The sequence below is a fragment of the Mycobacterium sp. RTGN5 genome (assembly GCF_033804465.1).
Lineage (GTDB): Bacteria > Actinomycetota > Actinomycetes > Mycobacteriales > Mycobacteriaceae > Mycobacterium.
Genome location: NZ_JAPZLA010000001.1, coordinates 838,914 through 863,616, shown reverse-complemented (window position 1 = coordinate 863,616; position 24,703 = coordinate 838,914). Strand labels below are relative to the sequence as shown.

Annotated in this window: 22 protein-coding genes; 17 read left to right on the top strand and 5 right to left on the bottom strand. The window is 65.8% G+C overall.

What is annotated here, in order from left to right:
• Positions 1-96 precede the first annotated feature (96 nt).
• Together SLQ31_RS04155 and SLQ31_RS04150 are read left to right on the top strand one after the other, a co-directional pair.
• Positions 97-1,155, top strand: a complete 1,059-nt coding sequence (locus SLQ31_RS04155) for a phosphotransferase family protein (protein WP_319429912.1) — start codon at positions 97-99, stop codon at positions 1,153-1,155.
• Positions 1,152-1,916, top strand: a complete 765-nt coding sequence (locus SLQ31_RS04150; RefSeq protein WP_319429910.1) for a glucose 1-dehydrogenase — start codon at positions 1,152-1,154, stop codon at positions 1,914-1,916. Before SLQ31_RS04155 ends, SLQ31_RS04150 begins: the two co-directional genes overlap by 4 nt.
• 3 nt (positions 1,917-1,919) lie before the next feature.
• Here SLQ31_RS04150 and SLQ31_RS04145 read toward each other — a convergent pair whose 3' ends face one another.
• From SLQ31_RS04145 to SLQ31_RS04135, 3 genes are read right to left on the bottom strand one after another with little or no spacing between them, the layout of a single operon-like run.
• Positions 1,920-2,501, bottom strand: coding sequence for a TetR/AcrR family transcriptional regulator (locus SLQ31_RS04145; RefSeq protein WP_319429908.1), 582 nt, complete (start codon positions 2,499-2,501; stop codon positions 1,920-1,922).
• Entirely contained in the window at positions 2,498-3,517 is a 1,020-nt protein-coding gene (locus tag SLQ31_RS04140) for an NAD(P)-dependent alcohol dehydrogenase (RefSeq protein ID WP_319429906.1), read from the bottom strand. Before SLQ31_RS04140 ends, SLQ31_RS04145 begins: the two co-directional genes overlap by 4 nt.
• The gene (locus SLQ31_RS04135; RefSeq protein WP_319429904.1) at positions 3,514-4,839 is read right to left on the bottom strand and encodes an acyl-CoA dehydrogenase family protein; all 1,326 of its coding nucleotides are present in this window, start codon (positions 4,837-4,839) and stop codon (positions 3,514-3,516) included. Before SLQ31_RS04135 ends, SLQ31_RS04140 begins: the two co-directional genes overlap by 4 nt.
• A gap of 52 nt (positions 4,840-4,891) precedes the next feature.
• Here SLQ31_RS04135 and SLQ31_RS04130 point away from each other — a divergent pair, with 52 nt between their 5' ends.
• The 12 genes from SLQ31_RS04130 (at position 4,892) to SLQ31_RS04075 (ending at position 18,673) form a co-directional block, all read left to right on the top strand.
• Entirely contained in the window at positions 4,892-5,899 is a 1,008-nt protein-coding gene (locus tag SLQ31_RS04130; RefSeq protein WP_319429902.1) for an NADPH:quinone oxidoreductase family protein, read from the top strand.
• A 143-nt stretch (positions 5,900-6,042) separates the two neighbouring features.
• Positions 6,043-6,918 carry an alpha/beta hydrolase gene (locus tag SLQ31_RS04125; protein ID WP_319429900.1) on the top strand — a complete coding sequence of 292 codons (876 nt, stop codon included), beginning with the start codon at positions 6,043-6,045 and terminating at the stop codon, positions 6,916-6,918.
• On the top strand, positions 6,915-8,561 hold the full coding sequence (mdcA, locus tag SLQ31_RS04120; RefSeq protein ID WP_319429898.1) for a malonate decarboxylase subunit alpha: 1,647 nt from the start codon (positions 6,915-6,917) through the stop codon (positions 8,559-8,561). The genes SLQ31_RS04125 and mdcA overlap by 4 nt, the downstream gene beginning before the upstream one ends.
• Positions 8,562-8,566: 5 nt before the next feature.
• Positions 8,567-9,424: a triphosphoribosyl-dephospho-CoA synthase gene (locus tag SLQ31_RS04115; protein ID WP_319429896.1), complete on the top strand. Its 858-nt coding sequence runs from the start codon at positions 8,567-8,569 to the stop codon at positions 9,422-9,424.
• Positions 9,412-9,720 carry a malonate decarboxylase acyl carrier protein gene (gene mdcC, locus SLQ31_RS04110; RefSeq protein ID WP_319429894.1) on the top strand — a complete coding sequence of 103 codons (309 nt, stop codon included), beginning with the start codon at positions 9,412-9,414 and terminating at the stop codon, positions 9,718-9,720. Before SLQ31_RS04115 ends, mdcC begins: the two co-directional genes overlap by 13 nt.
• Complete coding sequence (gene mdcD, locus SLQ31_RS04105; protein WP_319429892.1) at positions 9,717-11,456, top strand: biotin-independent malonate decarboxylase subunit beta; 1,740 nt, start codon at positions 9,717-9,719, stop codon at positions 11,454-11,456. Before mdcC ends, mdcD begins: the two co-directional genes overlap by 4 nt.
• The gene (locus SLQ31_RS04100; protein WP_319429890.1) at positions 11,438-12,073 is read left to right on the top strand and encodes a malonate decarboxylase holo-ACP synthase; all 636 of its coding nucleotides are present in this window, start codon (positions 11,438-11,440) and stop codon (positions 12,071-12,073) included. The genes mdcD and SLQ31_RS04100 overlap by 19 nt, the downstream gene beginning before the upstream one ends.
• Positions 12,070-12,993 carry an ACP S-malonyltransferase gene (locus SLQ31_RS04095; protein ID WP_319429888.1) on the top strand — a complete coding sequence of 308 codons (924 nt, stop codon included), beginning with the start codon at positions 12,070-12,072 and terminating at the stop codon, positions 12,991-12,993. The genes SLQ31_RS04100 and SLQ31_RS04095 overlap by 4 nt, the downstream gene beginning before the upstream one ends.
• 46 nt (positions 12,994-13,039) lie before the next feature.
• Positions 13,040-14,464 (top strand): NAD(P)/FAD-dependent oxidoreductase, encoded by a 1,425-nt coding sequence (locus SLQ31_RS04090; RefSeq protein WP_319429886.1) that lies wholly within the window; start codon positions 13,040-13,042, stop codon positions 14,462-14,464.
• A 236-nt stretch (positions 14,465-14,700) separates the two neighbouring features.
• Positions 14,701-15,732 (top strand): sensor domain-containing diguanylate cyclase, encoded by a 1,032-nt coding sequence (locus SLQ31_RS04085; RefSeq protein ID WP_319429884.1) that lies wholly within the window; start codon positions 14,701-14,703, stop codon positions 15,730-15,732.
• A gap of 145 nt (positions 15,733-15,877) precedes the next feature.
• Complete coding sequence (locus SLQ31_RS04080; RefSeq protein ID WP_319429882.1) at positions 15,878-17,416, top strand: hypothetical protein; 1,539 nt, start codon at positions 15,878-15,880, stop codon at positions 17,414-17,416.
• Positions 17,417-17,422: 6 nt separating this feature from the next.
• Positions 17,423-18,673 carry an FAD-dependent oxidoreductase gene (locus SLQ31_RS04075; protein WP_319429880.1) on the top strand — a complete coding sequence of 417 codons (1,251 nt, stop codon included), beginning with the start codon at positions 17,423-17,425 and terminating at the stop codon, positions 18,671-18,673.
• Positions 18,674-18,861: 188 nt separating this feature from the next.
• On the opposite strand, the gene SLQ31_RS04070 is transcribed toward SLQ31_RS04075, so the two are convergent.
• Positions 18,862-19,428, bottom strand: coding sequence for a hypothetical protein (locus SLQ31_RS04070; protein WP_319429878.1), 567 nt, complete (start codon positions 19,426-19,428; stop codon positions 18,862-18,864).
• Between SLQ31_RS04070 and SLQ31_RS04065 the strand changes: the two genes are divergently transcribed.
• The gene (locus SLQ31_RS04065; RefSeq protein WP_319429876.1) at positions 19,418-20,641 is read left to right on the top strand and encodes an Ig-like domain-containing protein; all 1,224 of its coding nucleotides are present in this window, start codon (positions 19,418-19,420) and stop codon (positions 20,639-20,641) included. The two genes, SLQ31_RS04070 and SLQ31_RS04065, sit on opposite strands and share 11 nt — an antisense overlap.
• Here the strand turns inward: SLQ31_RS04065 and SLQ31_RS04060 are convergent.
• Positions 20,638-21,063: a hypothetical protein gene (locus tag SLQ31_RS04060; RefSeq protein ID WP_319429874.1), complete on the bottom strand. Its 426-nt coding sequence runs from the start codon at positions 21,061-21,063 to the stop codon at positions 20,638-20,640. The two genes, SLQ31_RS04065 and SLQ31_RS04060, sit on opposite strands and share 4 nt — an antisense overlap.
• Before the next feature lie 135 nt (positions 21,064-21,198).
• Between SLQ31_RS04060 and SLQ31_RS04055 the strand changes: the two genes are divergently transcribed.
• A complete protein-coding gene (locus SLQ31_RS04055; protein ID WP_319429872.1) occupies positions 21,199-22,809 on the top strand; it encodes a S53 family peptidase in 1,611 nt (536 codons plus the stop codon).
• Positions 22,800-24,689, top strand: a complete 1,890-nt coding sequence (locus SLQ31_RS04050; protein ID WP_319429870.1) for a zinc ribbon domain-containing protein — start codon at positions 22,800-22,802, stop codon at positions 24,687-24,689. Before SLQ31_RS04055 ends, SLQ31_RS04050 begins: the two co-directional genes overlap by 10 nt.
• Positions 24,690-24,703: the final 14 nt, after the last annotated feature.

Sequence of the window (24,703 nt, the reverse complement as noted above, 5' to 3'; positions counted from 1 at the left end):
AACAACGTAAAGCGATTCCTGTGATGTCGCTGTGTATCGACAATGAAAGAGCGCACGTGGGGCGACACCACTACCCCAAGCAGTGGGACTCGGGTAGTGACATCGCCAGTTCCCAAGGTGTACAACGCTGAAGTGGTGACCGACTTCGACGTCCCCCGCTTCACCGACTGGTTGGGCGAGGTCACCGGCGAGCCTGCCGACGTCACGGTGACCCCGATCCGCGGCGGCGGCAGCTGCGAAATGTTTCGCGTTGACCGGCTCGGCGAATCGTGGGTGGTGCGCCGCGCCCCACTGGCCGCGGTGTCCGATACGGCTCACCAGGTGATCCGCGAAGCGCGCATCATGGAAGCCCTGTATGCACAAAGCATTTCGGTTCCGCAGATACTCGCCCGCACCGACGACCCCGCCATTCTCGGGGCACCGTTCTTCGTGATGTCCTTCGTCGAAGGCGACGTGATCCGCCGCGACGGACTGCCCGCGGCACTGCGCGCCGACCCTGACTCCAACGGCGGCATCGGCGAGCAACTCATCGACACCCTGGCCCAGTTGCACGCCGTCGATTGGGCATCAACCGCTTTGGCGGACATGTCCCGCCCGGACGGCTTCCTCGAGCGGCAGGTCGATCGCTGGCTGGGCCAACTCGAGACCTACCGAATCAGAGACCTACCGGGCATCGACGACCTCGCCTCCTGGTTGCGGGCACACCCGCCGCAGCGTGGCGATCTGACGGTCATGCACGGTGACTACAAGGTGGACAACGTCATCTGGGCGCCCACTGCCCCACCGCGGATCGCCTGCGTCGTGGACTTCGAAATGACCACCGTGGGTGACCCGCTCATCGACCTCGCCTGGGCGATGATCTTCTGGCCCGAAGAGGGCAACCCCATCGCACTCGCCGCCCCCGGCACCCCGAACGGCATCCACCCTGATCACTGTCAAACGCCCGCCCAGCTGATCGACCGGTACGCCGCCGCGACCGGCCGCGACCTGTCGGGGTTCGACTGGTACCAAGTTTTCAGTGCGTGGAAGCTCGCCATCGTGCTGGAGGGCTCCTACGCCAAACATGTTCGCGGCCAATCCCGCAACCCGGTCCACGAGGTCTTCGGCGCGATCGTCGACACTCTGCTCATCCGCGCTCGGAGGTTCGCCCAATGACCGACCCGCTCTTCGACCTGACCGACCGGGTGGTGCTGATCACCGGTGGCAGCCGCGGACTCGGTGCCGCGATGAGCATCGGGCTCGCCGAGCGCGGCGCCCGCGTCGTCATCGCCAGCCGCAAATTGGATTCCTGCGCGGAGCTCGCCGCTCAGATCACCGAGTCTGGCGGCCAGGCCTACCCGCTGCAGTGCCATGTCGGCGACTGGGAATCCCTGGACGCCGTCGTCGACGCCGCCGCATCCCGGTGGGGCCGGCTGGACGGACTGGTCAACAACGCCGGCATGAGCCCGCTCGCGCCATCGCTACTGGAAACCTCAGAGACGTTGTTCGACAAGGTGATCGGCGTCAACCTCAAGGGCCCGACGCGCCTCACCGCACTTGCCGCGACCGCTATGTCGACTACCGGAGGTGGCTCGATCGTCAACATCAGCTCGCTGGCCTCGGTGAAGCAGACCCCGGTCGCGCCGATCTACGGCGCCGCCAAGGCAGGCCTCAACGCCTTGACCACCGCCACCGCCCTCGAGTACGCCGGGGTTGGAGTGCGGGTGAACTGCATCATCTGCGGCACGTTCGACACGGACGCTGCAGCGGGATTCGTGCGTAACCCCGATACTCTGCCCGGCGTCGTCAAACCCATCGCGCTTGGCCGGGTCGGCCGTCCCGAGGAGGTCCTCGGCGCGGTGGTCTACCTGTTGTCCGACGCGTCCAGTTACACCACCGGGTCGTTGATGACGATCGACGGCGGCGTCGCGGGCTGACGATCAGCCGTCGCGGCGGATCCCGTCGATCAGGTAATCGATGTGGGCGCCGAATAATTCGTCGACCTCACCGGCTGTCACTCCCGCCGGATCGCTGCCGGCCAGGCGGTTGCGCCGCCGGGGCGCTGCGTCAAGAGGCGGATGGTCCATCGCGACGAAACCCACTGTCGCCCAAGTGAGCAGCCGGCAGGCACGTACTGAGCGGTCGCGGTCCATGCCGTCGCGTCGCATGCATTTGAGCAGCGGACGTGATGCCTCCAGATACGCCGGACGTTTCACTTGCAGGAACAGCCTGCTGTCGGCGGCTTCGGTAAGTCGTTGTCGCAGTTGTGCGGTCCATCGCCTCGCGTAGTCCGGCCATAGTTCGTCGCGCTGCAGCACAGGCGCCAGATCGGCCAAGAAATGGTCGGCGACGGCGTCGAGGAGGGCGTCCTTGTTGCCGATGCGGGCATACACCGGGGGTGGGGTCACCCCGAGCCGGTTGGCCACGCTGCGCATGCTGACCGCATCGAGGCCGCTTTCGCGAAGGATGTCCACGGCGGCCGCCACGATCTGCTCAGGGCGCAAATCGATTTCGGCGCTCATGGGATTCTCAGTGCGATCTTGCCGACGTGCTCGCCGGCTTGCAGCACGCGCACCGCCTCGGTGAGGTCGGTCCAGTCGAAGACATGACTGATGTGGGGCTTGATCGCCCCCTCTGTGATCAGGTCGCACAGTTCGACGAAGCTGAGCACGCTGCCGACGGTGATCCCGATGATGCGAATGTTGTTGAGCATCACCTCGGCAACCGGGACCGGCGCAGCGTCGAACCCGCTGAGCACGCCGATCACCGCGACAGTGCCGCCCATGCGGGTGGCGCGCACCGATTGCGCCAGGGTCTCGGGGCCGCCGAGGTCGACCACCAGATCGGCACCGCGACCGCCGGTGATCCGCTTGACCTCGTTCTCCCAGTCCGGGGTGCTCCGATAGTTGATCAGATGCGTTGCGCCGAGCCGTGATCCGATCTGCAGTTTGTCATCGGACGACGATGTCAAGATGACGTCCGCGCCGAGTGCGCGGGCGAACTGTACGGCGAACAGCGATACCCCACCGGTTCCTTGGGTGAGGACCACGTCGCCCGGCCCAATCTCGGCCTCCAGCAGGGCATTCCATGCGGTGACCCCGGCGCAGGGCAGTGTGGCGGCTTCGAGGTCACTGAGGTGCGCCGGGGTGGCGACCAGCCCGGTGGCCGGGGCGACACGATACTGCTGGAGCCAGCCGTCCCCGCTGTCCCCGGGGAGTTCGGCCTTGAGCTGGGGGGTGGGCGGACCGTCCTGCCAGTCCGGATGGAACGCTCCCATCACGCGGTCGCCCACCGAGAAGTCGGTGACGTCCGGCCCGATGGCGACGACCTCGCCGGCCCCATCGGTCATCGGGACACGCGGCCATTCACCCCAGATCAGGCCGGCCAGGTTGACCATGTCGTGGTAGTTGACGCTCGATGCGTTGACTTTCACCAGCACCTGTCCCGCGCCCGCAACGGGGATCGGCCGCTGCTCCTGTTCGGGGGTAGCGCCCTGAGCGTTCATCACCATCGCCACGTGGCTGGGCGTCTCGGTCATGCGATACCTGCTGCTTCCTGGCGCAATTGCTGCCATTTGCGTTGTGCGGCAGGGCGACGCGAGGGGATGTGTTCGGTCGGCCACCCCTGGACGGGCTGATATTTCTTCAGCACGTGGCGGGCCAGCACCGACTTGTGCAGCTCGTCGGGGCCGTCGCCGATCGAGCCGAATCGGGTGATCCGGTACCACTGCTCCACGGGCAAATCACCGGAGTAGCCCAGCGCCCCGCAGACCTGGATGGTGCGGTCGAGCACCGCGAGTACGACTTTGGACACGTGCGCCTTGACCATGCCCAGTTCGGCGCGCACCGCGCTGGCGCCGAGCCGGTCCATCTGCCACGCGGTGTGGAAGGTCAACAGCCGAGCGGCTTGAATCTCGGTGTGCGACAGGGCGATATAGTCCTGCACCATCTGGTGTTCCCCGAGCAGACGCCCGTGGGACGGTCGGGATACCGCGCGCTCCCCCATGATGTCCAACGCACGTTGCGCCTGACCGAGCCAGCGCATCGCGTGATGGATACGCCCACCGCCAAGCCGTTGCTGCGCAAGCAGAAAGCCCCCGCCGCGATCGCCGATCAGGTGGTCGGCCGGCACCCGGCAGTCGCGGAACATCACCTCGGCGTGGTTACCGCGGCGGCCGTACTCCGGATCGGAGTGCGCCATCGTGGGAATCTCCCGCACGATCTCAAGGCCGGGGGTATCGGTCGGCACCACGAAGATCGAAGCGTGCCGGTGCGGCCGCTTTTCCGGATCGGTTTCGGCGACCACCAAGATGATGTCCGCGCAGGAAGCGTTCGTAGTGAACCACTTGTGCCCGTTGATGACCCAGCTGTCGCCGTCGAGCACCGCCGTGGTGGCGATGACGGTGGGATCGGCCCCGGCCAGGAAGGGTTCCGTCAGCGCGAACGCGCTGGAGATCTCACCGCGCAGATTCGGGAACAGCCATCGTTGCTTCTGTGCGTCGTCGGCACCGTGGGCCAGCAACTCCATGTTGCCGCTGTCGGGCGCCTGGACGCCGAACAACTCCATCGACATCATGCACCGGCCGATGATCTCCGACATCAGCGCCAGCCTGAGTTGGCCGGCGCCGGGGCCGCCGAGGCTGGGGTCGAGGAACATCCCCCACAGTCCTTGATCCTTGACGCGCTGCTGCAAGTGCCGTTTGACCGCTTGCCACTCGTCGGGCGGCAGCTCACGGAGAATCGGTTCCAGCGGAATCACTTCGCCGTCGATGAACTCACGCATCCACGCCAATTGTTCGGCGAATTCGGGGTCAGTCTCGAAATCCCACGCCATGATCACCCTTCCGCCGACTAAGATCACAGTGTAATCATGGCGTGATCGCAGACCGCAAACACCCGCAGAGGACGTACCGATGAGAGCCTGGCAGGTCCATAGCGCGGGTGAGCCCGCCGAGGTGTTGCGGCTGGTCGAGCGAGAATTGCCGGACCCCGGTCGCGATCAGGTCCGCGTCAGGGTGGCCGCGGCCGGGATCGGACTGCCCGATGTCCTGATGTGCCGCGGCACCTACCCGCTCACCCCGAGCACCCCCTTCACCCCCGGACAAGAATTGGCGGGCACCGTCACCGCAGTCGGTCCCGGGGTCGACGATGCGATCGTCGGCACCCGGGTGATGGGTGTCAGCGACTTCATGAACGGGAACGGGTCGTTCGCCGAGGAAGCGTTGGCACTGGCCACCGCGATCATCCGAGTTCCGGAGGCGTTGGACGACGGCGCCGCTGCGGGCTTCTGGATCCCGAATGTGACGGCGTGGACCGGCCTGGTCGATCGCGGCCATCTACGACCGGGGCAACAGCTGGCGGTGCTCGGTGCGGCCGGCGGCAGCGGGATCGCAGCCGTCCAACTCGGCAAGGCCCTCGGGGCCACAGTGCTGGCCGTCGTCGGCGATGACAGCCGCGCCGAGTTCTGCCGGTCGTTCGGCGCCGACCACGTGTTCGTCGCCAGAGGCGATAGGGTCGCCGACGGCCGTCCCCTGGCGCAGGCATTGCGCGAAGCCACCGACTGGCAGGGCGTCGACATGGTCTACGACCCCGTCGGCGGCGCCCAGGGCAGCAACGCGATGGGTGCGTTGGCCCGCAACGGCCAGCACCTCGCCGTGGGCTTCGCCAGCGGAAGCTGGGCAGCCGTCGACGTCCAGATGATGGCCGTCACCAACACGTCCCTGGTGGGTGTGCTCGCGGCAGGCGAATCGCGCGATCACGTCGAAACAGTCCTTGGCAGGCTCACCGAGCTGCTCGAGGCGGGCGCCATTCGTGACACTGTGCAAGAACGGTTCACGTTCGACGAGGTTCCCGCCGCACTGACCCGAGTTGCCCAGCGCAAGCCACTGGGAAAGTGCGTGCTCGACATGTCCGCGAGTTAACACCCGACCTGAGCAGGCCGACCTCGGCTGATATTGCAGCTAGCAGGTAACGCCTCTTCCCGTCACCGTCGATGACGAGGACGCCGCCGACAGCGATTCTGATTGGCATGCCCGCCGCCAGTCCTACCGCTAAGGAGTCAGCGATGTCTCGTCTCTCCAGCCGAGCACTACGCATTGCCGCACTGTTGGGGGCCGCCATGGTCGCGGCCGCGCTGCTCGGTGCATGCTCGTCGAGAATGCCCTCCGGGGAGCATGATTCCCATGCCGCGGGTACACCCGCGGCACCGCCGCCGGACGCCGTCAAGCCGACGATCGTGCTGGTGCACGGCGCATGGGCCGACACCTCCAGTTGGGACGGCGAGGTGTCCGCACTGCAGAAACAGGGCTACCAGACCCGGGCCATCGCGAACCCGTTGGAGAACCTCACGACGGACGCCGAGTACGTCGCAACCTTCCTCAAGTCGTTGAGCGGACCGATCGTGCTGGTCGGCCACTCCTACGGAGGATCGGTGATCACCAATGCCGCCGACGGCAACCCCAACGTCAAGGCGTTGGTCTATGTGGATGCTGCCGCACCCGATGTCGGTGAGACCAACGGTTCCCTCAGCGGAGCGGACTCGGTGCTCAAGCAAAAGCCGGAAACCGAATTATTCGACAAACTGCCCCATCCGGGCGCACCAGCTGATGCCATGGACATATATCTGAAGGAGGATGTCTTCGTGCACAACTTCGCCAACGACCTCCCGGCGGATGCCGCGACCCGACTGTGGGCTACGCAGCGCAGCGCATCGAGCAGTGCCTTCGAAACACCGTCGAAGTTCGCCGCCTGGAAGACGATCCCGTCGTGGTATTTCATCAGCAGCGGGGACCAGATCATCACCGCAACCTCGGAGCGGGCGATGGCAGCTCGAGCCCACTCACAGGTCACCGTCTTCGACGGCGGCTCGCACCTCACGCTGATCTCCCATCCCGACGCGGTGACCGCCGTGATCGATCAGGCGATCGCGTCGGTGCATTGACACCATCGCCGCAGTGGGACACCCGACGGACCGCGAAAGCCGAACGGCTACACGCCGGCGCGGCCCACAGTGACGGCAAGGTCATCAATGCGGGCCAGCTGAAAGACTTCCTGCAGAACGTGATCCGACCCGGTGACCGGGTGGCGCTAGAGGGTGACAACCAGAAGCAGGCGGACTTCCTGTCGCGGACACTCGCCGAGTGCGACCCCGACCGCATCAATGGCCTCCACATGCTGATCTCATCGGTGTCCCGACCCGAGCACCTCGATCTGTTCGAGCGCGGCATCGCCGCCAAGCTCGACCTGGCCTACGCCGGACCGCAGAGTGTGCGCATCGCGCAGATGGTCGAGGACGGCATCGTGCACATCGGTGCCATCCACACCTACGTCGAGCTCTATGCGCGGATGTTCGTCGACCTGGCGCCGCACGTCGTGCTGCTGTGTGCCGAGCAGGCCGACCAGGACGGCAACCTCTATACCGGTCCCAACACCGAGGACACGCCTACCATCGCCGAGGCGGCCGCCTTCCACGATGGCGTGGTCATCGTGCAGGCGAACGAGATAGTGGCCACCTCGGCGCTGCCGCGGATCGACATCCCCGGCAGCTGGGTGGATTTCGTGGTCACCGCCGACCGACCGTTCTACCTGGAGCCCCTGTTCACCAGGGACCCCCGGCACATCGGCCCCGTCGAAATTCTCAAGGCGATGATCGCAATTCGCGGTGTCTACGAGCGCCACGAGGTGGTATCGCTCAATCACGGCGTCGGGTTCGACACCGCCGCAATCGAATTGCTGTTGCCAACCTACGGCGAAAAGCTGGGCCTCAAAGGCCGGATCGCCAGACACTGGGTACTCAATCCGCACCCGACGTTGATCCCGGCCATCGAATCCGGTTGGGTCGAATCGATCCACAGCTTCGGCGGTGAATCCGGGATGAACCGTTACGCCGCGGCCAGGCCTGACGTCTTCTTCATCGGGGCGGACGGCTCGCTGCGCTCCAACCGGGTGCTGGCCCAGCTGGCCGGTCAATACGCCATCGACATGTTCATCGGTTCGTCGCTGCAGATCGATGCGGATGCGAATTCGTCCACCGTGACCGACGGCAGGCTCTCGGGCTTCGGTGGCGCACCCAACATGGGCCACGATCCACACGGGCGCAGACACTCGTCGACCGCATGGCTCGATCTTGCCCACGGTGACGGCGCCAGCAGACGTGGCCGAAAACTCGTCGTTCAGATGGCCCAAACATTCAGGGCCGGAGGCGTTCCCACCTTCGTCGAAACCCTGGACGCGGTAGACGTCGGCAAGCAGGCCGGTATGCCGTTGCCGCCGGTGATGATCTACGGCGACGACGTGTCCCATGTGGTGACCGAGGAAGGCGTCGCCTACCTCTACAAGGCGCACTCCCTGGCTGACCGCCGCGCGGCCCTGGCTGCGATCGCCGGGGTCACCCCGGTCGGTCGCCGGGCGGAGGCAAGGCGGACCGAGGAGCTGCGACGCGACGGGCTGGTCGCCTTCCCCGAGGACCTCAAGGTCGAGACCCGCCTCGCCACCCGGTCGCTCCTGGCCGCCCGCAGCATCGAAGACCTCGTCGCCTGGTCAGGCGGACTGTATGACCCACCTTCACAATTCAGGGATTGGTGATCACCGTGACGACCGCTGTGCTGACCTCCACACTCACCGCTGACGCGATCGCCGAGCTGGCGGTGGGCTCGTTGTGGGCCGAGGCCGACCTGACGCCGAAACCAGGGCTGGTCGACCAGCGCGGCTCTGGGGCGCACACCGACATGGACCTCGCCGTCTTGGCGGCCTCCGCCGAGGCGCTCCGGTCCGCCTTCGCCGAATGTGCCTCAGCAGCGGTGCAATTGCCGCTCGGTCCGGAGTTGCGAGAGGCTGTCGGCACCATCGGGCGGGCCGGCGAGCGGACCATGCTCGCCGCGACCGGAGGTGTCAATACGCACCGCGGCGCGCTGTGGGCCCTCGGCCTACTCAGCGCGGGCGCCGCCACCACCGCGGGCACCGCCGATGTGATCGACTTTGCCGCCCGGTTGGCCTCGATGCCCGACCCGGCCGGCCCCGCGACGGTGCTATCGCACGGGGCGGACGCACGCGTGCGCTACGGCGTCCGGGGCGCCGAAGGTGAAGCACAGGAAGGCTTTCCGCACGTCCGACGTCATGCTTTGCCGGCACTGCACGCGGCCCGCAGGTCGGGCTGCGACGAAGCGTCGGCACGACTGGCCGCGTTGATGGCGTTGATGGCGCACCTCGACGACACGTGTCTGCTGCACCGCGGCGGAATCGCCGCTCTGCGTGCCGTAAAGGCAGGTGCACGGACGGTCGTGGCAGCGGGCGGATGCGGTGAACCCGAGGGTCGGCTGAGGTTCGCAGAACTCGACCTGCTGTGCCGTGACCGCCACCTGTCTCCCGGCGGAAGCGGAGACCTGTTGTCGGTCACGCTGTTTCTCGACGCTCTCACCGAAGGGGAGGCGCGGCCATGCAAACGCTGAACTACCACTTCGCCGCGCAGCAGGCCGCACCACGCGCCGTGCACATCGGCGTCGTCGCATCCGGCGATCTCGAGATCCTTCTCCAACCGCCCACCGGCGACGACCCAGCCGATCGCATCACCGTCAGGGTTCGCACCAGCGTCGACGGCTTCGACACCGTGTGGCACGACGTGCTGAAACGGTTCTTCGACCGAACCGCGTTGGCCGGGCGTTGGGAACTCAACGATTTCGGCGCCACCCCCGGGGTCGTCACCCTCCGACTGCGCCAAGCCGTAGAGGCAGCGACAGCCACATGAGCGACACCGATGCCGCCGACCTCCTGGCCGGCCAGACGTGGCAGCAATTGTTGGAGCGCCGCAGCTTTATCGAACTCGACGCGCTCGGACGCGCCACCGCACTGCTGGATTCCGGCTCGCTGAGGGTGCTGGCCGGACCCTTCGATCGACTCGAATCCCCGTGGCTTGTGCCCCAGGGCATCACCCCCCAAGCCGATGACGGCACGGTGATCGCCCGCGGAACCGTCGACGGCCGGCCGGTCGTCATCGCCGCGATCGAGCAGGGCTTCCAGGGCGGCGGCACCGGCGAGGTGTCCGGCGCGAAAATCTCGCAGGCGCTGCTGCTGGCCGCGGCTGATTCGCGCGCCGGAACCCCCACCGCAGGCATCATTCTGTTCGAGACCGGCGGCGTTCGGTTGCAGGAGGCCAATCTCGGTCTCAACGCTGTTGCCGAGATCTGTTCTGCAGCTCTGGATCTGCGGCCGTTGGCGCCGGTCATCGGACTGGTCGCCGGCACTGTCGGGTCCTTCGGCGGGATGAGTATCGTCGCCGGGCTGTGCACGAAAATGATCGTCACGCCGCAGGCCCGCATCGGGCTTGATGGGCCTGCCGTCATCGAACAAGAAGCCGGTATCGAAGAATTCGACTCCAGTGATCACGCCCTGATCTGGGCCGTGGACGGCGGTGAACAGCGCTACGCCACCGGATTGGCGGATGTGCTCGTTCCCGACGACACGGACGAGCTACGCGCCGCCCTCGTCAACGCCGTGGCCGCCGGCGTGGCCGAGCCGGGCAAGCACCGCAGTGAACGCCTCGACGTACTCGCCTCGCGCCTGGCCATCCTGGACCCCTCCGCACCGCCGGCGCCGCGCGAGCTTCGGACCATGTGGGGCGCCGACTACGAGCCCGTCGCCGCGCCCAGCGTCGTTCCGTCGGTCGCAGTCGCGCCCGGGACACCGACGCGTGGGCGGACCTGGCTGGCCGCACTCAGCGGAAATATGGCTCCCGACAACGTGATTGCGTCGGTCATCAGGGCCGATACACCCGCCGCCGTCTACCTGGCTGTGGTCCCCGATCCGCAGAATCGGTTTGACCGCGCACGCAACGGGGAGGTCGGGGTGACCGAATCCGTCGCGTTGGCCCAAGCGGTCCGCGATGTCGTCCGCACCGACGAGCACACGGCCGACAAACGACCGATCGTCGCGATCGTCGACCTGCCCAGCCAGGCTTATGGCCGCATCGAGGAGATGGCCGGCCTGCACCAGACGATGGCGGCCGCCGTCGACGCCTATCACGGCGCGCGCGTGGCCGGGCATCCGATCATCGCGATCGTGGTCGGCACCGCGCTGTCCGGTGGCTTCTTGACGCACGGACTTCAGGGCAACCAGATCCTGGCCCTCGACGATCCCGGTGTCGAAATACACGCGATGCACAAGGAGGCCGCGGCGCGAATCACCCGGCGAACCGTGGCCGAGCTCGACGAGCTGGCGAAGACGGTGATCCCGATGAGCTATGACGTACGCGCCTGGGCCAAGCTCGGATACTGCGACGGCCTGTTGAGCGTCGGCAATCCCGATGCCCCGACCCAGGAAGATGTCGAGACCGTCGCCTCCGCGATCCGGGGCGCCGTCGCGCGCGCCGAGGAGGGACCCCGCGATCTGTCCAACCGGCTCGACTCCGACGCGGCTGTCGTCACTCGCCATGCGTCCCGCGAGGTTCGGAAATTACTTTCTCAGCAATGGAATTCAGCACCGTGACTGTTGCGCCACGACCGCACGATCTACTTCAGCTCTGCAGCGTCGACTCGACGCCACCCGACGCACCCGGATGGGTCCGGCGTGCATTGCTCGCAACACCCTGGGTCGTCGTCCGGCGGGCCGAATCGACGGCGGGGCGGATCGCGGTGGGCGTGCGAGGCAACCGCAGAGCTGATCGGTATGCCATGACGGTGGGTGCCGACAACGTCGTCAACACGGTGTCACCAGAAGACTTGGCGCGCTGCGAAGTCACGGCAGGTCACCGCGTGCCTGCACTGCGCACGCTCGACGAGGTCCGCGTGGCGCTGGACCGGACGGGCTTGATGTGGGGTCCCACCGGTAGCGTCGGCTTCGAATTGGCCACCGGTGTCAGCACCGCGACCGACGCAAGCGATCTCGACCTTCTGATGCGCCTGCCACACGTGGGACCCGACGTGCTGGCCCAGCTCACCCACCTGCACCGGCTGTTCATGGAGCAACCCGCCCACATCGACTGTCAGATCGAAACCGTCTGGGGCGCGGCGGCATTGGCCGAACTCATAGCCGACCAGCCGGAGATCCTGATGAGAACCGGGACCGGACCTCGCCTGGTATCCCGGGCCGTCACCGTGCCATGAGCCTGGCCTTCCTGTTTCCCGGCCAGGGCGCGCAACGGCCGGACATGCTGAGCGCATTGCCGGACAGCCCGGCGTGCGTCGCTGTTCTCGACGAATTTCGTTCACACCGAACCCATCTCGGCCTACCCGAAGACATCGACTCCTCGACCGCTCTGATGGATACCACCAACGTGCAGATTGCGTTGCTTGTCGCCGGAGTTGCATGTGCACGGGCACTCACGGCCGATTACGGGTTGGCACCCAGCTTCGTCGCCGGACACTCAGTCGGCGCGTTCGCCGCAGCGGTCAGTGCAGGTGTTTTGACGTTCGCCGAGGCCCTGGCTGCCGTCAACCTTCGCGGCAGACTGATGCAGGAGGCGTGCGCACGGGGCACTTGGGGGATGGCCGCGATCACCGGCCTCTCGACCCGGGCCGCCTCACGATTGGCGGACTCGGTCAGCACCGAGGACAACCCGGTGTGGGTGGCGAACATCAACGGCGCGACCCAGATTGTCCTGAGCGGCACGGCGGCGGGGCTGGACAAGGCTGCACATGCCGCCGGGGCGGCAGGGTACGACTTGCTCGACGTGTCAGTGGCGTCGCACTGCCCCCTACAGGCGGGCACCGCCAGCCAACTGGCAGCACATCTCGCCGATCTGCCACGGCGTTCCCCTACGGCGCGGTACCTGACCAACACCCGGGGTCGCGCGGTGATCACCGCCGACGCGATCCTCGACGACCTCGCACAGGCGGTGGCCCATCCCGTGCAGTGGTACGACGCCACGCGACTGCTGTCAGAACTTGGCGCCACCTGCGCAATCGAGACCCCACCCGGGCATGTCCTGACGCGGCTGCTCGCGTCGAGCGCGCCTGCCGTCAACGCACTCTCGGTCGACGATGACGGAATCGGCACCGTGGCAGCCCGTGCCAGACGACGATGACAGCAATCCCGCGGTTGACACGCGGGGTAGGGAAGGAGAAGGCGAGATGCGGCTTGTCGTTATCGGCGGTGGGCCCGCTGGGGTATCCGCGGCCCTGCACGCCGCTGAACTCGGGGCGGATGTCACGCTCATCGAGCGGGGGCGCGTCGGCGGCACGGCCTTCAACAGCGGCCCGGCACCGGTGCGCACGCTGGCTCGGGCCGCGCGTCTGGTGCGGGACTGGAGCTCGTGGGAGACATTCGGTCTCCGCGGACCACGGCCCGAGGTTGACCTTGCCGCCACCCTGGCCAATGCCAAGCGGGTGTCCGACTACCTCTACGAACGCAAGCGCGTCGCCGACCATATCCGCTCGGTCGGGGTCGACCTCGTCGAAGAGGCCGGCGATGCCCGGTTCGTCGACGCGAACACGATCTCAACGCCCGACGGCCGCACCTGGACTGCCGATCGCGTGATCATCGCGGTCGGCGGAAGGGCGGGACGACTGCCGATTCCCGGGGCCGAACTCGGACTGACCTATGAGGACGTGCGCAGCGTCACCGCCCTGCCTGACCGGGTCTGCGTCATCGGCGCGGCCGACACAGGCTGTCAGCTCACGTCGATCCTGGCCGACTTCGGCTGCGAAGTCACCCTTGTCGAGCACGCGCCCCGGATCGTGCCGCGAGCCGACGTCGACGTCGCGATCGCGCTCGAACGCGCTTTTCGCGAGCGCGGCATCGAGGTCATCACGGGTGCCGCTGTCGAGCGACTCGAGGCACTCGAATCCTTTGTGCGAGTGCACTATCGAGCCGGAGATGCGGCCCAGTCGGCCGACGTGGACGCGGCGTTCTTCGCCGTCGGGTGGCCCGGCAATGCAGACCACGTCGATGCCGCCGCTGCCGGCGTGGTGATCGAGCGAGGCTACGTGAAGGTCGACGCGTTCATGGCCACGAACCTGCCCCATGTCTTCGCTGCCGGCGACGTGGACGGAAACAGCATGCTCGTCAGCAGCGCGACACTGGAAGGCCGCGTTGCGGCGGAGAACGCAGTGCTCGGTCCCCGCCGAAAAGTCGCCCACGACGTCGTGCCCACCGGAAGTTTCACCGACCCGGAGTACGGCAGCGTCGGGCTCACCGAAGAGCAGGCCCGCGCCCGCTACGACTGCACCGTCGCGGTTGCTCGCTACGAGGACATGCTGCGGCCCGTCGCCGACGGACAACCCGAAGGATTCTGCAAGCTGATCGTCGAGTCCGCACGCCGCCAGATCCTCGGCGCTCACGTGTTCGGCGAGTATTCAGCCGAAGTGATCCAGACCATCGCGACCTGCATGGCCGCCGGGATGCGCATCGAGGACGTCGCCGAGCTCCAATTCGCCTTCCCCACCTTCACGGAGGGGATCAGCCAGGCAGCACAGATGGTGGTCAATCAGCTCGGCGTCCGCCCGATGCCGCAACTCTGGAGCAGTCTCAACGCGACGCCATCAGTCCTCGAATGAGCGGCCGGATCCGTCATTTTTTGTCACGGAACCGCAATCTAAGCAACGCCTGGTAGGACGCCTGGGCGTACCACGAGACACCGCTAATACGGCGTTCACCGGGCCAATCAGAACCTCGCCCTGATAGACAGACACGCTCTTGGTTAACCTCTGTCTCAAACCGGCACAATTCGACCTCAACGTCGGGGCGCCGGATAGGATGACCCCACATCTCCTAGCCCCCGAGCGGAGGATCGATGCCGGAGGCACCCGTTGCTCCCACCGAAGACCAGCGCCTGCGCGCTGTGCATCGACTCGGGTTGCTCGGTACTCCGGCCGAAGAGCGCTTCGATCGCATCACGCGGATGGCCAGACGCATGTTCGACGTCCCGATGGCGGTCATCGACATCGTCGGGGAAAAAGTCGCCTGGCTGAAAAGCGCGCAAGGCATGGACGCCGTCGACGGGCAACGTTGCGATTCCTATTGCGCCTACACCGTCCTTGATGACGAAGTGTTGATCGTGCGGGATTCCAGCAGGGATCCCCGCGTCCATGACAGTGCCTTCGCGGGCACCTGGGTGTTCTATGCCGGCGTGCCGTTGCGATTCGATGGGGAACACGTCGGGGTGCTGTGCATCGGCGATACCAAGCCGCGGGACCTCGACGACGAAGGCGTGGTTCTGCTCCGCGATCTGGCCGCCATGGCCGAGCAAGAACTGATGATCAACAAGATGTCGGAGACACAGATCGCGCTTGCCCGCTCGAACAAAGAACTCGAGATGAAGGCGAATGTCGATGTCCTGACGCGTATTTGGAATCGCCGCGCCATCTTGGAGATCGCCGAGATCGAGTACGGAAATCTGCGTTCCCGTCCAGTGGCGGTCTTGCTGATCGACCTCGATCACTTCAAGACGATCAACGACGCCTACGGGCATGCCGCAGGCGACGAAGTCCTGCGCGTAACCGGTCAGCGGCTGCGGGCCTGCGTCCGCCCGGCTGATGCGGTCGGCCGGTACGGCGGCGAGGAATTCATCGTCGTCATGACCAGCGCACGACCGGAGGACGTGGCCGCGGTAGCCGAGCGAATCCGAGCGAGCGCGTCGAACGAGCCGATCCGGTTCGAAGGCCACGCCATCACCTGGACATGCAGCGTCGGGTACACGATCGGTACCACCGACGATCCACTCGATGCGTTGATCAATTGCGCTGATCAGGCGCTCTATGAAGCGAAATCCGCAGGCCGGAACCGTGTCGCTTCGAAAGCCCTTCCGGAACGGCCAGCTGTCTAGCTGAGCAGCGGCAGCTACATCATTTGCACCATAGGTGCAGGCGGGAACGCATCGTTCGCCCGATGCCGCGGCCCTCCAGGCCGTCATACGGTGGCGCGGACCAGATGAATGGCCGATGGGCTTGGCCGCGAAAGGTGCACCGTCAATGAGACAACGCTTGCCTACCACCCTGCGCCAATCCCTGCAGATCGGCTCCCATGTGCTGAACGGACTCGTTCACACGGCGAGGGTCGACCTCTTTCGCTCCAGAGGTATCCCGTATCCCGCGCTGCTGACGTCGGGCACCGTGCGCTTCAAAGTCGATGCCCCGTGGCCACAGCCGTCGCCGATCTCGAAGAACATGCCGTACGCGGTCTTACACGTGGCGGGCGACGAGCTCAAGGAGTTCCTCGGCACCATCGTCGCCAGGTTCCACCGTCAGGTGAAGTTCTCCTGGTTATCCGCGGTGCAGTATCTGAGGAACAAACCGCACCTGGACTGCCCCGATGACACCACGTTCTGCCGCTACATGACGCAGTCGGTGTACACCTACTTCCTGACCGACACCCTCGACCCCGCCGATCGAGAGCTTCTCGAAAAGAACGGCATATCAAGCGATTCTGTGCACAAGTCCGACCTCGCGCCGGTAAGCACGGTCGATCCCTTCCCTGGTCTGTACTGCACTGGCTCCGTCTGCTACTTCCGCGAGACCAGCCCCGAAACATTTGAGATCATCGGTATCGCCATGCTGGACAACCAATTCCAGTTGGGTGAACTTCTGCAGCCGTCGGACGGGAACAGCTGGCTACGAGCGAAAATGCATGTGCTGCAGGGTGCAACCTATCTCTCGCTGTTCGTCACACATCCCAAATGCCACTTCCCGATGGACGCGGTGATCGCGGTGAGCAGGACGACGCTCCCGAAGGAGCACCCGATCGCCAAGCTCCTCGAGCCGCACATGTACCTCCAGCTACCGCTCGACTATTCCGTCCTGCACATCAAGAACGGGCCGGGATACAACGATCCGATGCTCTACTACACCGCCTTCAGTGGCAGCGGAGCATCTCAGTACCGGCTCTTCGAATACTCCTTCGCCGGCCTGCCCGACCATGCGGCCTTTCCGCCGTACACCTTCGGATATCTTCTCGACTCGAGGAAGACCGACTATCTGGCCTACCTCCGAGGGTATTACGACGTCATCCTCGGGTTCGTCCGGAGTGTGGTCGCCGACGTGGAACTCGATGACGTGGTGCTGGAATGGGCGCGGCAATGCGCTCACTATTCGCGGGGGTTCGGCACCCCCGACGGGACATTCGACAAGGAGCAGCTCGCCGACCGTCTCGCGATCATCATCTGGAACTGCTCGGTCGTCCACAGCGCCGACCACCGAGAGTTCTACTCAATTCCCATGGAACACAAGCCCACCCGGCTGCGCATTCCTCCGCCATTCGACAAGAGCGAGTGCTCCTTCGACGAGAAGGACCTCACCCAGGTCGACGACCGCCTGCGCCACTACATGTGGCACGAAATGTACGTGCGGCCGTGGCCGCTGAAGCAGCTTATCGACGTAGACTATCAATTCGCGGAACCGGCTATGCAACAGGCGAATCGGGACTTCGTCGCCGCCCTCGCGACCTACGATGCCAGCCTGACGGACAACAAGTACGCCCCGTTGCGAGAACTCGCGACGAGCATTCACTGGTGAGCTCAAGTGAAGATCGCCATCATCGGAGCCGGCGTCGCAGGCCTGACCGCGGCACATCGCCTGCGCGCCAAGGGGTACCGCGACATCACCGTCTACGAGCGCGAAACGAGCGTGGGCGGAAAGGTGTGCTCATACACCCATGACGGCAGGGCCTACGAGCTCGGTGCGCTGTGGTCGTCTCCCCGCTACCGGATCATCGGTGAGCTGGCCGAGCAAGTGGCCGCCACGCGGCGGCCAGACCGGCTACCGGCCGTCCTGAACCAGGGTTCGACGAGTAGCTACGCCCGCTACCTGCGCGACAACCATCGCCCGCTTGACGTCGGTGCGGCTCTCCTCAAGCTCGCCCGTACCCTCCTGCGGTATCCGATGATTCGGAAGCCGACCCTGACCGATCTTCCGCCGGCTTTGTGCGACGACTTCGACCGATTCGCCGGACGCGAAGGCTTCCAAACCCTCGCCGACGTCTCCGCATCGTTCTTCACCGGCTGCGGATATCTGCAGAACGACCGCGTGCCCGCGATCTACCTGATGAAGATGATGCATCTGTTCATCGACGTCCTCATCGTCGACGTACTCGGTCTGAAGAACACGCGCATCGAAATCTTCGACAACGGCTGGCAGGAGCTCTGGAAGTCGGTCGCGAAGGACTTCGACGTCCGCTGTTCTAGCACCATCACTCAGATCACTCGCCACACCGAGAACGGACAGACCACGACGGCGATCACGGTCGATGGCGCCACCGATGTCTACGACCGCCTGATCCTCGCGTCTCCGTTGGACCGCAGCCATGAATTCATGGACCTGCGGGCCGACGAGCACGAGCTGTTCTCGAAAATCCAGACCCATCGATACAAGGTGAGCCTGATCGAGGCCACCTCGCTGCCCCATGCGTCGGTCGTGGACCACGTGCCGCGCACTATGACGGGCCACGTGAACCTGATCGCGCGCCAGCATCGTGACGCCGACGTCTTCACCGTCTACCAACAGCTCGAGGACGTCGCCAGTGAGGAGGGGGCAACCGAGCTGATGTTGGCGGACGTGGCAACGATGGGAGCGCGGGACGCGAAGGTGATCACAGCCAAGACGTGGAGCTATTTCCCGCATGTGTCCACCGGTGACATCCGTGCCGGGTTCTACGAATCGATGAGCGCATTGCAGGGCAGATACGGCACGTACTACGCAGGCAGCGTCATGAATATGGAGACGGTCGAACACACGGCGCAGTTCTCCGTCGGGCTCGTGGATCGTTGCTTCTGAAGCCGACAGCCCGCCGACTTCGCCCGTAACCATTCCCTCGGAGCCGAAAAAACCTTAAGATTCGCTGAGACAGCAAACGGGTGTCCCGCCGCTTCGCCGGTTTGACACCCCGACCGGGGGGTTTGCCGGAAGTTCGCCAACTTCACGGCCGATCGAAAGCGTGAAGGTGGTGCGTTAATGGTGAATGTTCAGCGTGGTGCGAGGGCGGGAGTCGCTGCCTTCGTACTCGGATTATCCCTTGCGGGTCCTGTCGTCGCCGTTGCCAGCGCCGACGACACCGACCACAGTTCCTCGTCGGGTTCGGCAAATTCGGCAACGTCGAACTCCGGATCCTCGCGTTCCGCGTCGGCGAAGAAACCCACAGGCCACACCGCTCGTGGCCCCAAGGCCACCGCCCCGTCATCCGCGGCAACCGATGGCACCGCGGGCACCTCCTCAGCCAACCGAACCACCGCATCATCGACGGCGTCGGGTGCCGGCTCCTCACATCGCCCCGAGGCACGGACCCGGCGGTCGTCGAGTAATTCGACGACGACAACAACGACCTCGACCGCAGGCAACACTGCCCCCGATACGACGACCGGAACCACCGAGACCGCCGCGAACGAACAGACGTCCACCGAGTCGTCGACCGAAAGCACCATCAAGACCCCGTCGGCGGCCAGCACCACAGCCCAGATGACGGCCATCAGCACGACCGGTAACAAGACGGCCACCGCGTCCGCCGATCCGATCACCGCGCTGGTGAACACCATTCAGAGCTACTTCGCGGGTGCGAGCCTGCTGGTCCGCCGCACATTCTTCAATGAGGCCCCGAAGGTCTCGGTGGTGCAGCTCACCGGCCAGACCACCGGGCCGATCGGTGGCGAGGTCGACGCGGTCGATCCCGAAGCCGATCATCTGGTCTACAAACTGACCCAGCAAGCCCATTACGGCACCGTCACGCTGAACCAGGACGGCTCCTACACCTACACTCCGACAGCCGGCGGTCAATGCAGCAGCACCTGTGTCGACTCCTTCATCGTCTCCGCCACCGACACCGGGCCGCATATCAATCTGCTGAACTGGTTCCGGACCGCGAGCACCTCCGCCGCCGGCGCCGTGTTTCAGGAACCCGTAGGCACCCCGCGGATCACGTACACCTTCAACTACGGCAACGGGTCGCAGTTCTGGTCGAGCGCGGCTCGGGCCGAACTGGCGGCAACGGCGATCTACCTGTCGAGCTACTTTGAACCCCAGCACGACGTCAACATCACGTACCAGGTCACTGGTCAGTACCAGCTGATGGGCGGGACGCTCGCGTCGGCAGGCAGTGATCTGATCAGCAACGACGACGGCTTCTACCCGACCGTGGTGCAGAACAAGATCCTCACGGGCGTGGATTCCAACGGGGCTGCCGCCGACGGCACGATCGACTGGAACTTCGGCTACGGCTGGGGCTACAACGCGGTGTCCAGTAGTCAGTACGACTTCCAGTCCACCGCGATGCACGAGCTGCTGCACACGTACGGCTTCATCTCCGTCGTGGACAGCGCCGGCAACAACACCATCCCGAACTGGACCACGTTCGACAGCTTCATCGTGAACAAGAACGGCACCTCGGTGTTCAACGGCGACACGTTCAACACCACCTACAACCCGAACCTGACCGGTGGCGACACCGGCCTGTACTTCGGTGGTGCCAACGCGGTCGCGGCCTACGGCGGCCCGGTGCCGCTGTACACCCCGAGCCCGTGGGAGTCCGGCAGCTCCATGTCGCACCTGGACGACGACACGTTCACCGGTTCGATGGAGAAACTGATGAACGCCGCGTCCGACACCGGGCTCGGCGTCAGGACCCTGAGCGCAGCCGAGATCGGCATCATGAAGGACCTCGGCTACACGATGGTGTCTCAATCCGCCGGTGCCGGAGTGCTTTTCATCGGCATGATGCTCATCCGCCGCCGCAAGCAGCGGGTAGCCCGCTAGTTATTGCTGCTGGGGCAAGACAGCGTCAGGAAGACGGTGGTGTTGGCCGGCGGGTTATCCCCGCGCAGTCCGTCGACACCGCTGATCTTGCACGACGACAGCGCGCTGTTCTTATCGCCGTCACCGATGTTGACCTGGACCAGGTAGCCCTGGCTCTGCAGCGCCAGGATGCCGTCCGAGGCGTTCTGGTTCTGGTTGAACGCCCGCGGCGGCATCTGGATGATGCCCTTCTCGGTGGGCGACGGCGCCGGTGCACTGGTCGTGGATGTGGTGCTGGACGGGCTCTCCTTGGAGGACTGCCCGCAACCCGCTGAAAGACCCACCGCGGCAACGACTGCCACGAAGCCCGCAGTCAGCGTGAGCTGGCGAGAAAACGTGACCGATCGATTCATGCCGTCGGTACCGGCGATCCCATTGACCATGATCCGCAACCTAGCCTCCACTGCGCGCGCGACAAAATATATTCGGCCATTCCAACCGCGGTTCAGACAAAATTCTTCCGCGCGCAACCTGCTCGACATCACCATTCGCACGCAGCGCCGTTGGTACCGTCGGGCATGTCGACGGCGCGGGCGATGAAATGGTTGTCGCTGTGCGCGGTCGTCGTCTCCGTCGGGGGGCTCACCTTCGCAACCAGCCGGCCCGACAGCACGCCAGTTCCCGCCGGCATCATCACCGGGCCGTACGCATCGCTATTGGCCGCCTCCACCGATCTGGGTCCAGCAGGCACCGATCAGGTCCAGCTCGTGGCGGGGCTGCACACCGATTCACGGCCTGCGGCGCTGATCGACTGGGCGCAGCAGCACGGATTGTCGGTGCGCTGGCAACCCGGAAACCGGTGGGCCGCCCTGACGGGCGCGCCTCCTGCGGTGGGTGCGGCATTCGACGTTGCCGTCCACGACTACCGGAGCCGGCTGGGCCAGGTGTTCTACGCCTCACCCCAGCAGCCGGCCATCCCCGTCGCGATCGCGAGCGAGGTCAGCGAACTCGGCCGAATCCTCGGCTACATACCGCATCACGAGTCGGTGCCGTTCATCGTGCCGCTGGATGTACCCGACCAGGGCCTGTCCCCCGCTGGGCTGCTGCGGACCTACAACGCTGCGACGTTGCGCGACGGCGGCTACACCGGTAAGGGCACCACGGTGCTGGTGTTCGCCTTCGACGGATTCGACCAAGAAGACCTCGATATGTTTGCGACGTCGTTCGACCTGCCCAAGTTCACCCCAGAACTCATGGGCGACATGCCTTCCCAACGCTCCGGCGAGGCGACCATGGACCTCGAGGCCATCCACGCGGTCGCCCCCGACGCCAAGACCGTTCTGGTCAACGCCCGAAGCACGGTATCCGGTGACGCCACCTATCAGAAGATCGGCGCGTTGATGGACGAGGCCGACCGCCGTTATCCCGGTGCGGTGTGGAGCTTTTCGATCGGGTGGGGCTGCGACAAGATCGCGACTGCGGCGGACCTACTGCCGGTGCGCTCGGCGCTGAGCACGGCGATGCGCCGCGGCACCACCGCGTTCAACGCCAGCGGTGACCTCGCCGGCCTGGAATGCAAGGGCGGCCACAACTGGTCCTCACCACCGGCTCCCGACGATGTTGGCCTGGACTCGGTGGCATCGGTGCCGGAGATGACCGACGTCGGCGGCACCACCTTGTCGACCGACGCCGACGGGCACTGGCAGGCCGAGCAGTCCTGGTTCGCCCCCGCGATCTCTCAGGGCACCGGCGGTGGCGTGTCCAACCTGTTCGCACGCCCGCCATGGCAATCGGGATTGCGGGTGGCCGCTCCCCCGGGCCGGCGGCTGACACCCGACATCGCTGCGGTCGCCGACCCGTACACCGGTGTCCGGATCGTCTTCCGACGCCAGCATGCGGTGGGTGGCGGCACATCGTTGTCGGCGCCGATCTGGGCCGGTCTGACCGCGCTAATGAACGACTACCTCGTGCACAACGGTGGCGGACCGGTCGGCGAATTGAACCCGTTGCTCTACGAAATCGCCCAGGGGGCAAGACTTCCGGCGTTCCGTGATGTCACTCTGGGCGGCAATGCCGTCGATGATGCCGGGCCGGGCTACGACCTCGTGACGGGGCTGGGCACACCGGATGTCGACCATCTGGTCCAGGACATCCTGGCGCTACAGAAGTGCGGTGTCGGATGCGGGTGACCATCGATTGCCCGGCGTGCGGTACCGAGGTGCCCGCCGGGGTGTTCTGCGGGACGTGTGGCGCGCACCTGAATCCGCAACCCGGTGATGGTCCACGGTGGCTGCGTCCCCGGGTGTTCTGCGCCGCGCCCAACGAACACGTGTTGCGGCCCGCGATCGCGAGCTCGCTGTTTCCACACCTGACTCAGTTCTCCCGCACCGCGTTCAACCTCGGACTGGTTCTGGTCGTCGTCGCGATGGCCGCGGCCGTCCAGTTGCGCCTGCCCGGCGCGTTGGTGACGGTCGCTGCCCTCGGGCTGCCGCTGCTGTTCGTGATCTACCGACGTCAATCCGGGGTCTACCAGGACATCCCCCGCAGCTCGCTGGCGATCACCGTCGCACTCGGCGTCGCGATCGGCGTGGGCTGGGTGCTGCTCACCGGCGATCTGGTGATCCGGGAAACAGGCTCGCCGTTCGACGCCGGGATCGCCGGCAACCGGGTACTGCGCGACGGCCTCGGTGTCGCCGAGGGCGGCGCCCTGCTGATGATGATTCCGGCGTTGGTGGTCCGGCTGATCCGACCAGGTGTACGGGAATCGTTGAACGGCTTTGTGATCGGCGTGCTCTCCGCGCTCAGCTTCACGGCTGCAGCCACGTTCACCAGACTGGCGCCTCAATTCGCGGCGGCCACGGTCGCCAAGAATCGGCCGGTGGAGTGGCTGGTGGTCGAAGCCGCTATCCGTGGCGTGACCATCCCGCTGACCGCGGCCTGCGCCGGCGGATTACTCGGCGCCGCACTGTGGTTCAGACGGTCGATCGGCCCTAACGGGGGGCGCCGCTGGCTCGCGAATGTGGCACTCGTGATCTTCGGGGTCGCCGTCCTTGGCGTCTACGCGACCGTGGGCGTCACCGATGTCGCGGGACTCCCCCAGGAGACGATGCTGGCCTGGCATATCGCGATGGCACTGGTGGCGCTACTGGCTCTGCGGATCGGTTTGCAACTCGCTCTGCTGTACGAGGAGCCGGATCCCATCCGCGGTGATCCGCAGTTGTGTTTGCACTGCCGAAACGTGGTGCCGGAGATGGCGTTCTGCCCGTCCTGCGGTGCGGCCACCCATGCGTCATCGGCCAAGTCCCGGGCCGAACGCCGCAAGGTGGTCCCGCAGTCCGGCCCGCCCGACGCCGCGCCGGTCTGGCCGGGCTACGCGGTTGACGCACCGACGTATACGACGGCGCCGCTGTCGCGCACGACGAGCGTCCGCGTCCTGAGCATGTGGGCGGTGGTGATCGTTGTGGTGACCACACCCCTGATCGCCCTGTCGGCGAGCATCTCGGAACCGGCCGTCGTCTACAACTGCCCGCCCGATTGTGGCCGGCCGCCCAGCGGCACACCGGTGGCGGCGCTCCCGCGGTTCACCGCCCCCGACGGCGGGTTCTCGGTGTCCTACCCCATTTCTGGCTCGGCCTACGACATCACCTTTGCCGCGGACGGGGTCACGGCGCTCTACACCGGCGGTGACGGCGGCACGTTGAAGCTGTGGAGCCAGCCTGCCGGGGGAAGGTCAGCCAAGGAGATCGCCAAGTCGATCCTCGCCGCGCGCTACCCGGATTCCCGGATCGCCTACGAGATCCCGAACGCGATGGTCGGCTATCAGAACGGGTACGGCGAGGTCACCGACATCTGGCCGCAGGACGGCGACGCCAGTTACCGGCATCTGCGGGCGGTCATTCTGGTCGCCGTCAAGCACGACCTCGCGCTGATCGCGGGCGCCGTCGGGCCCTACCGCGAGTTCGGCCCGAAGTTCGGTCCCGGCCGGCCCTCAGCCGCCAACCTTGAGCTGGCGATGGATTTGGACAAGTACGTCAACAGCTTTGCCTGGCGCGACGATCCGCCCCGCTGAGCCAAGCGCGCTGA

Excerpts from the sequence above, each read along its gene's own strand:
- SLQ31_RS04140 (WP_319429906.1), bottom strand. The coding sequence starts at position 3,517 with ATGACCGAGACGCCCAGCCACGTGGCGATGGTGATGAACGCTCAGGGC.
- SLQ31_RS04050 (WP_319429870.1), top strand. The coding sequence starts at position 22,800 with ATGCGGGTGACCATCGATTGCCCGGCGTGCGGTACCGAGGTGCCCGCC.
- SLQ31_RS04055 (WP_319429872.1), top strand. The coding sequence starts at position 21,199 with ATGTCGACGGCGCGGGCGATGAAATGGTTGTCGCTGTGCGCGGTCGTC.
- SLQ31_RS04100 (WP_319429890.1), top strand. The coding sequence starts at position 11,438 with ATGGAATTCAGCACCGTGACTGTTGCGCCACGACCGCACGATCTACTT.
- SLQ31_RS04145 (WP_319429908.1), bottom strand. The coding sequence starts at position 2,501 with ATGAGCGCCGAAATCGATTTGCGCCCTGAGCAGATCGTGGCGGCCGCC.
- SLQ31_RS04090 (WP_319429886.1), top strand. The coding sequence starts at position 13,040 with ATGCGGCTTGTCGTTATCGGCGGTGGGCCCGCTGGGGTATCCGCGGCC.
- mdcD (WP_319429892.1), top strand. The coding sequence starts at position 9,717 with ATGAGCGACACCGATGCCGCCGACCTCCTGGCCGGCCAGACGTGGCAG.
- SLQ31_RS04070 (WP_319429878.1), bottom strand. The coding sequence starts at position 19,428 with ATGGTGTTCACCAGCGCGGTGATCGGATCGGCGGACGCGGTGGCCGTC.
- mdcC (WP_319429894.1), top strand. The coding sequence starts at position 9,412 with ATGCAAACGCTGAACTACCACTTCGCCGCGCAGCAGGCCGCACCACGC.
- SLQ31_RS04060 (WP_319429874.1), bottom strand. The coding sequence starts at position 21,063 with ATGGTCAATGGGATCGCCGGTACCGACGGCATGAATCGATCGGTCACG.
- SLQ31_RS04150 (WP_319429910.1), top strand. The coding sequence starts at position 1,152 with ATGACCGACCCGCTCTTCGACCTGACCGACCGGGTGGTGCTGATCACC.
- SLQ31_RS04125 (WP_319429900.1), top strand. The coding sequence starts at position 6,043 with ATGTCTCGTCTCTCCAGCCGAGCACTACGCATTGCCGCACTGTTGGGG.
- SLQ31_RS04130 (WP_319429902.1), top strand. The coding sequence starts at position 4,892 with ATGAGAGCCTGGCAGGTCCATAGCGCGGGTGAGCCCGCCGAGGTGTTG.
- SLQ31_RS04085 (WP_319429884.1), top strand. The coding sequence starts at position 14,701 with ATGCCGGAGGCACCCGTTGCTCCCACCGAAGACCAGCGCCTGCGCGCT.
- SLQ31_RS04095 (WP_319429888.1), top strand. The coding sequence starts at position 12,070 with ATGAGCCTGGCCTTCCTGTTTCCCGGCCAGGGCGCGCAACGGCCGGAC.
- SLQ31_RS04080 (WP_319429882.1), top strand. The coding sequence starts at position 15,878 with ATGAGACAACGCTTGCCTACCACCCTGCGCCAATCCCTGCAGATCGGC.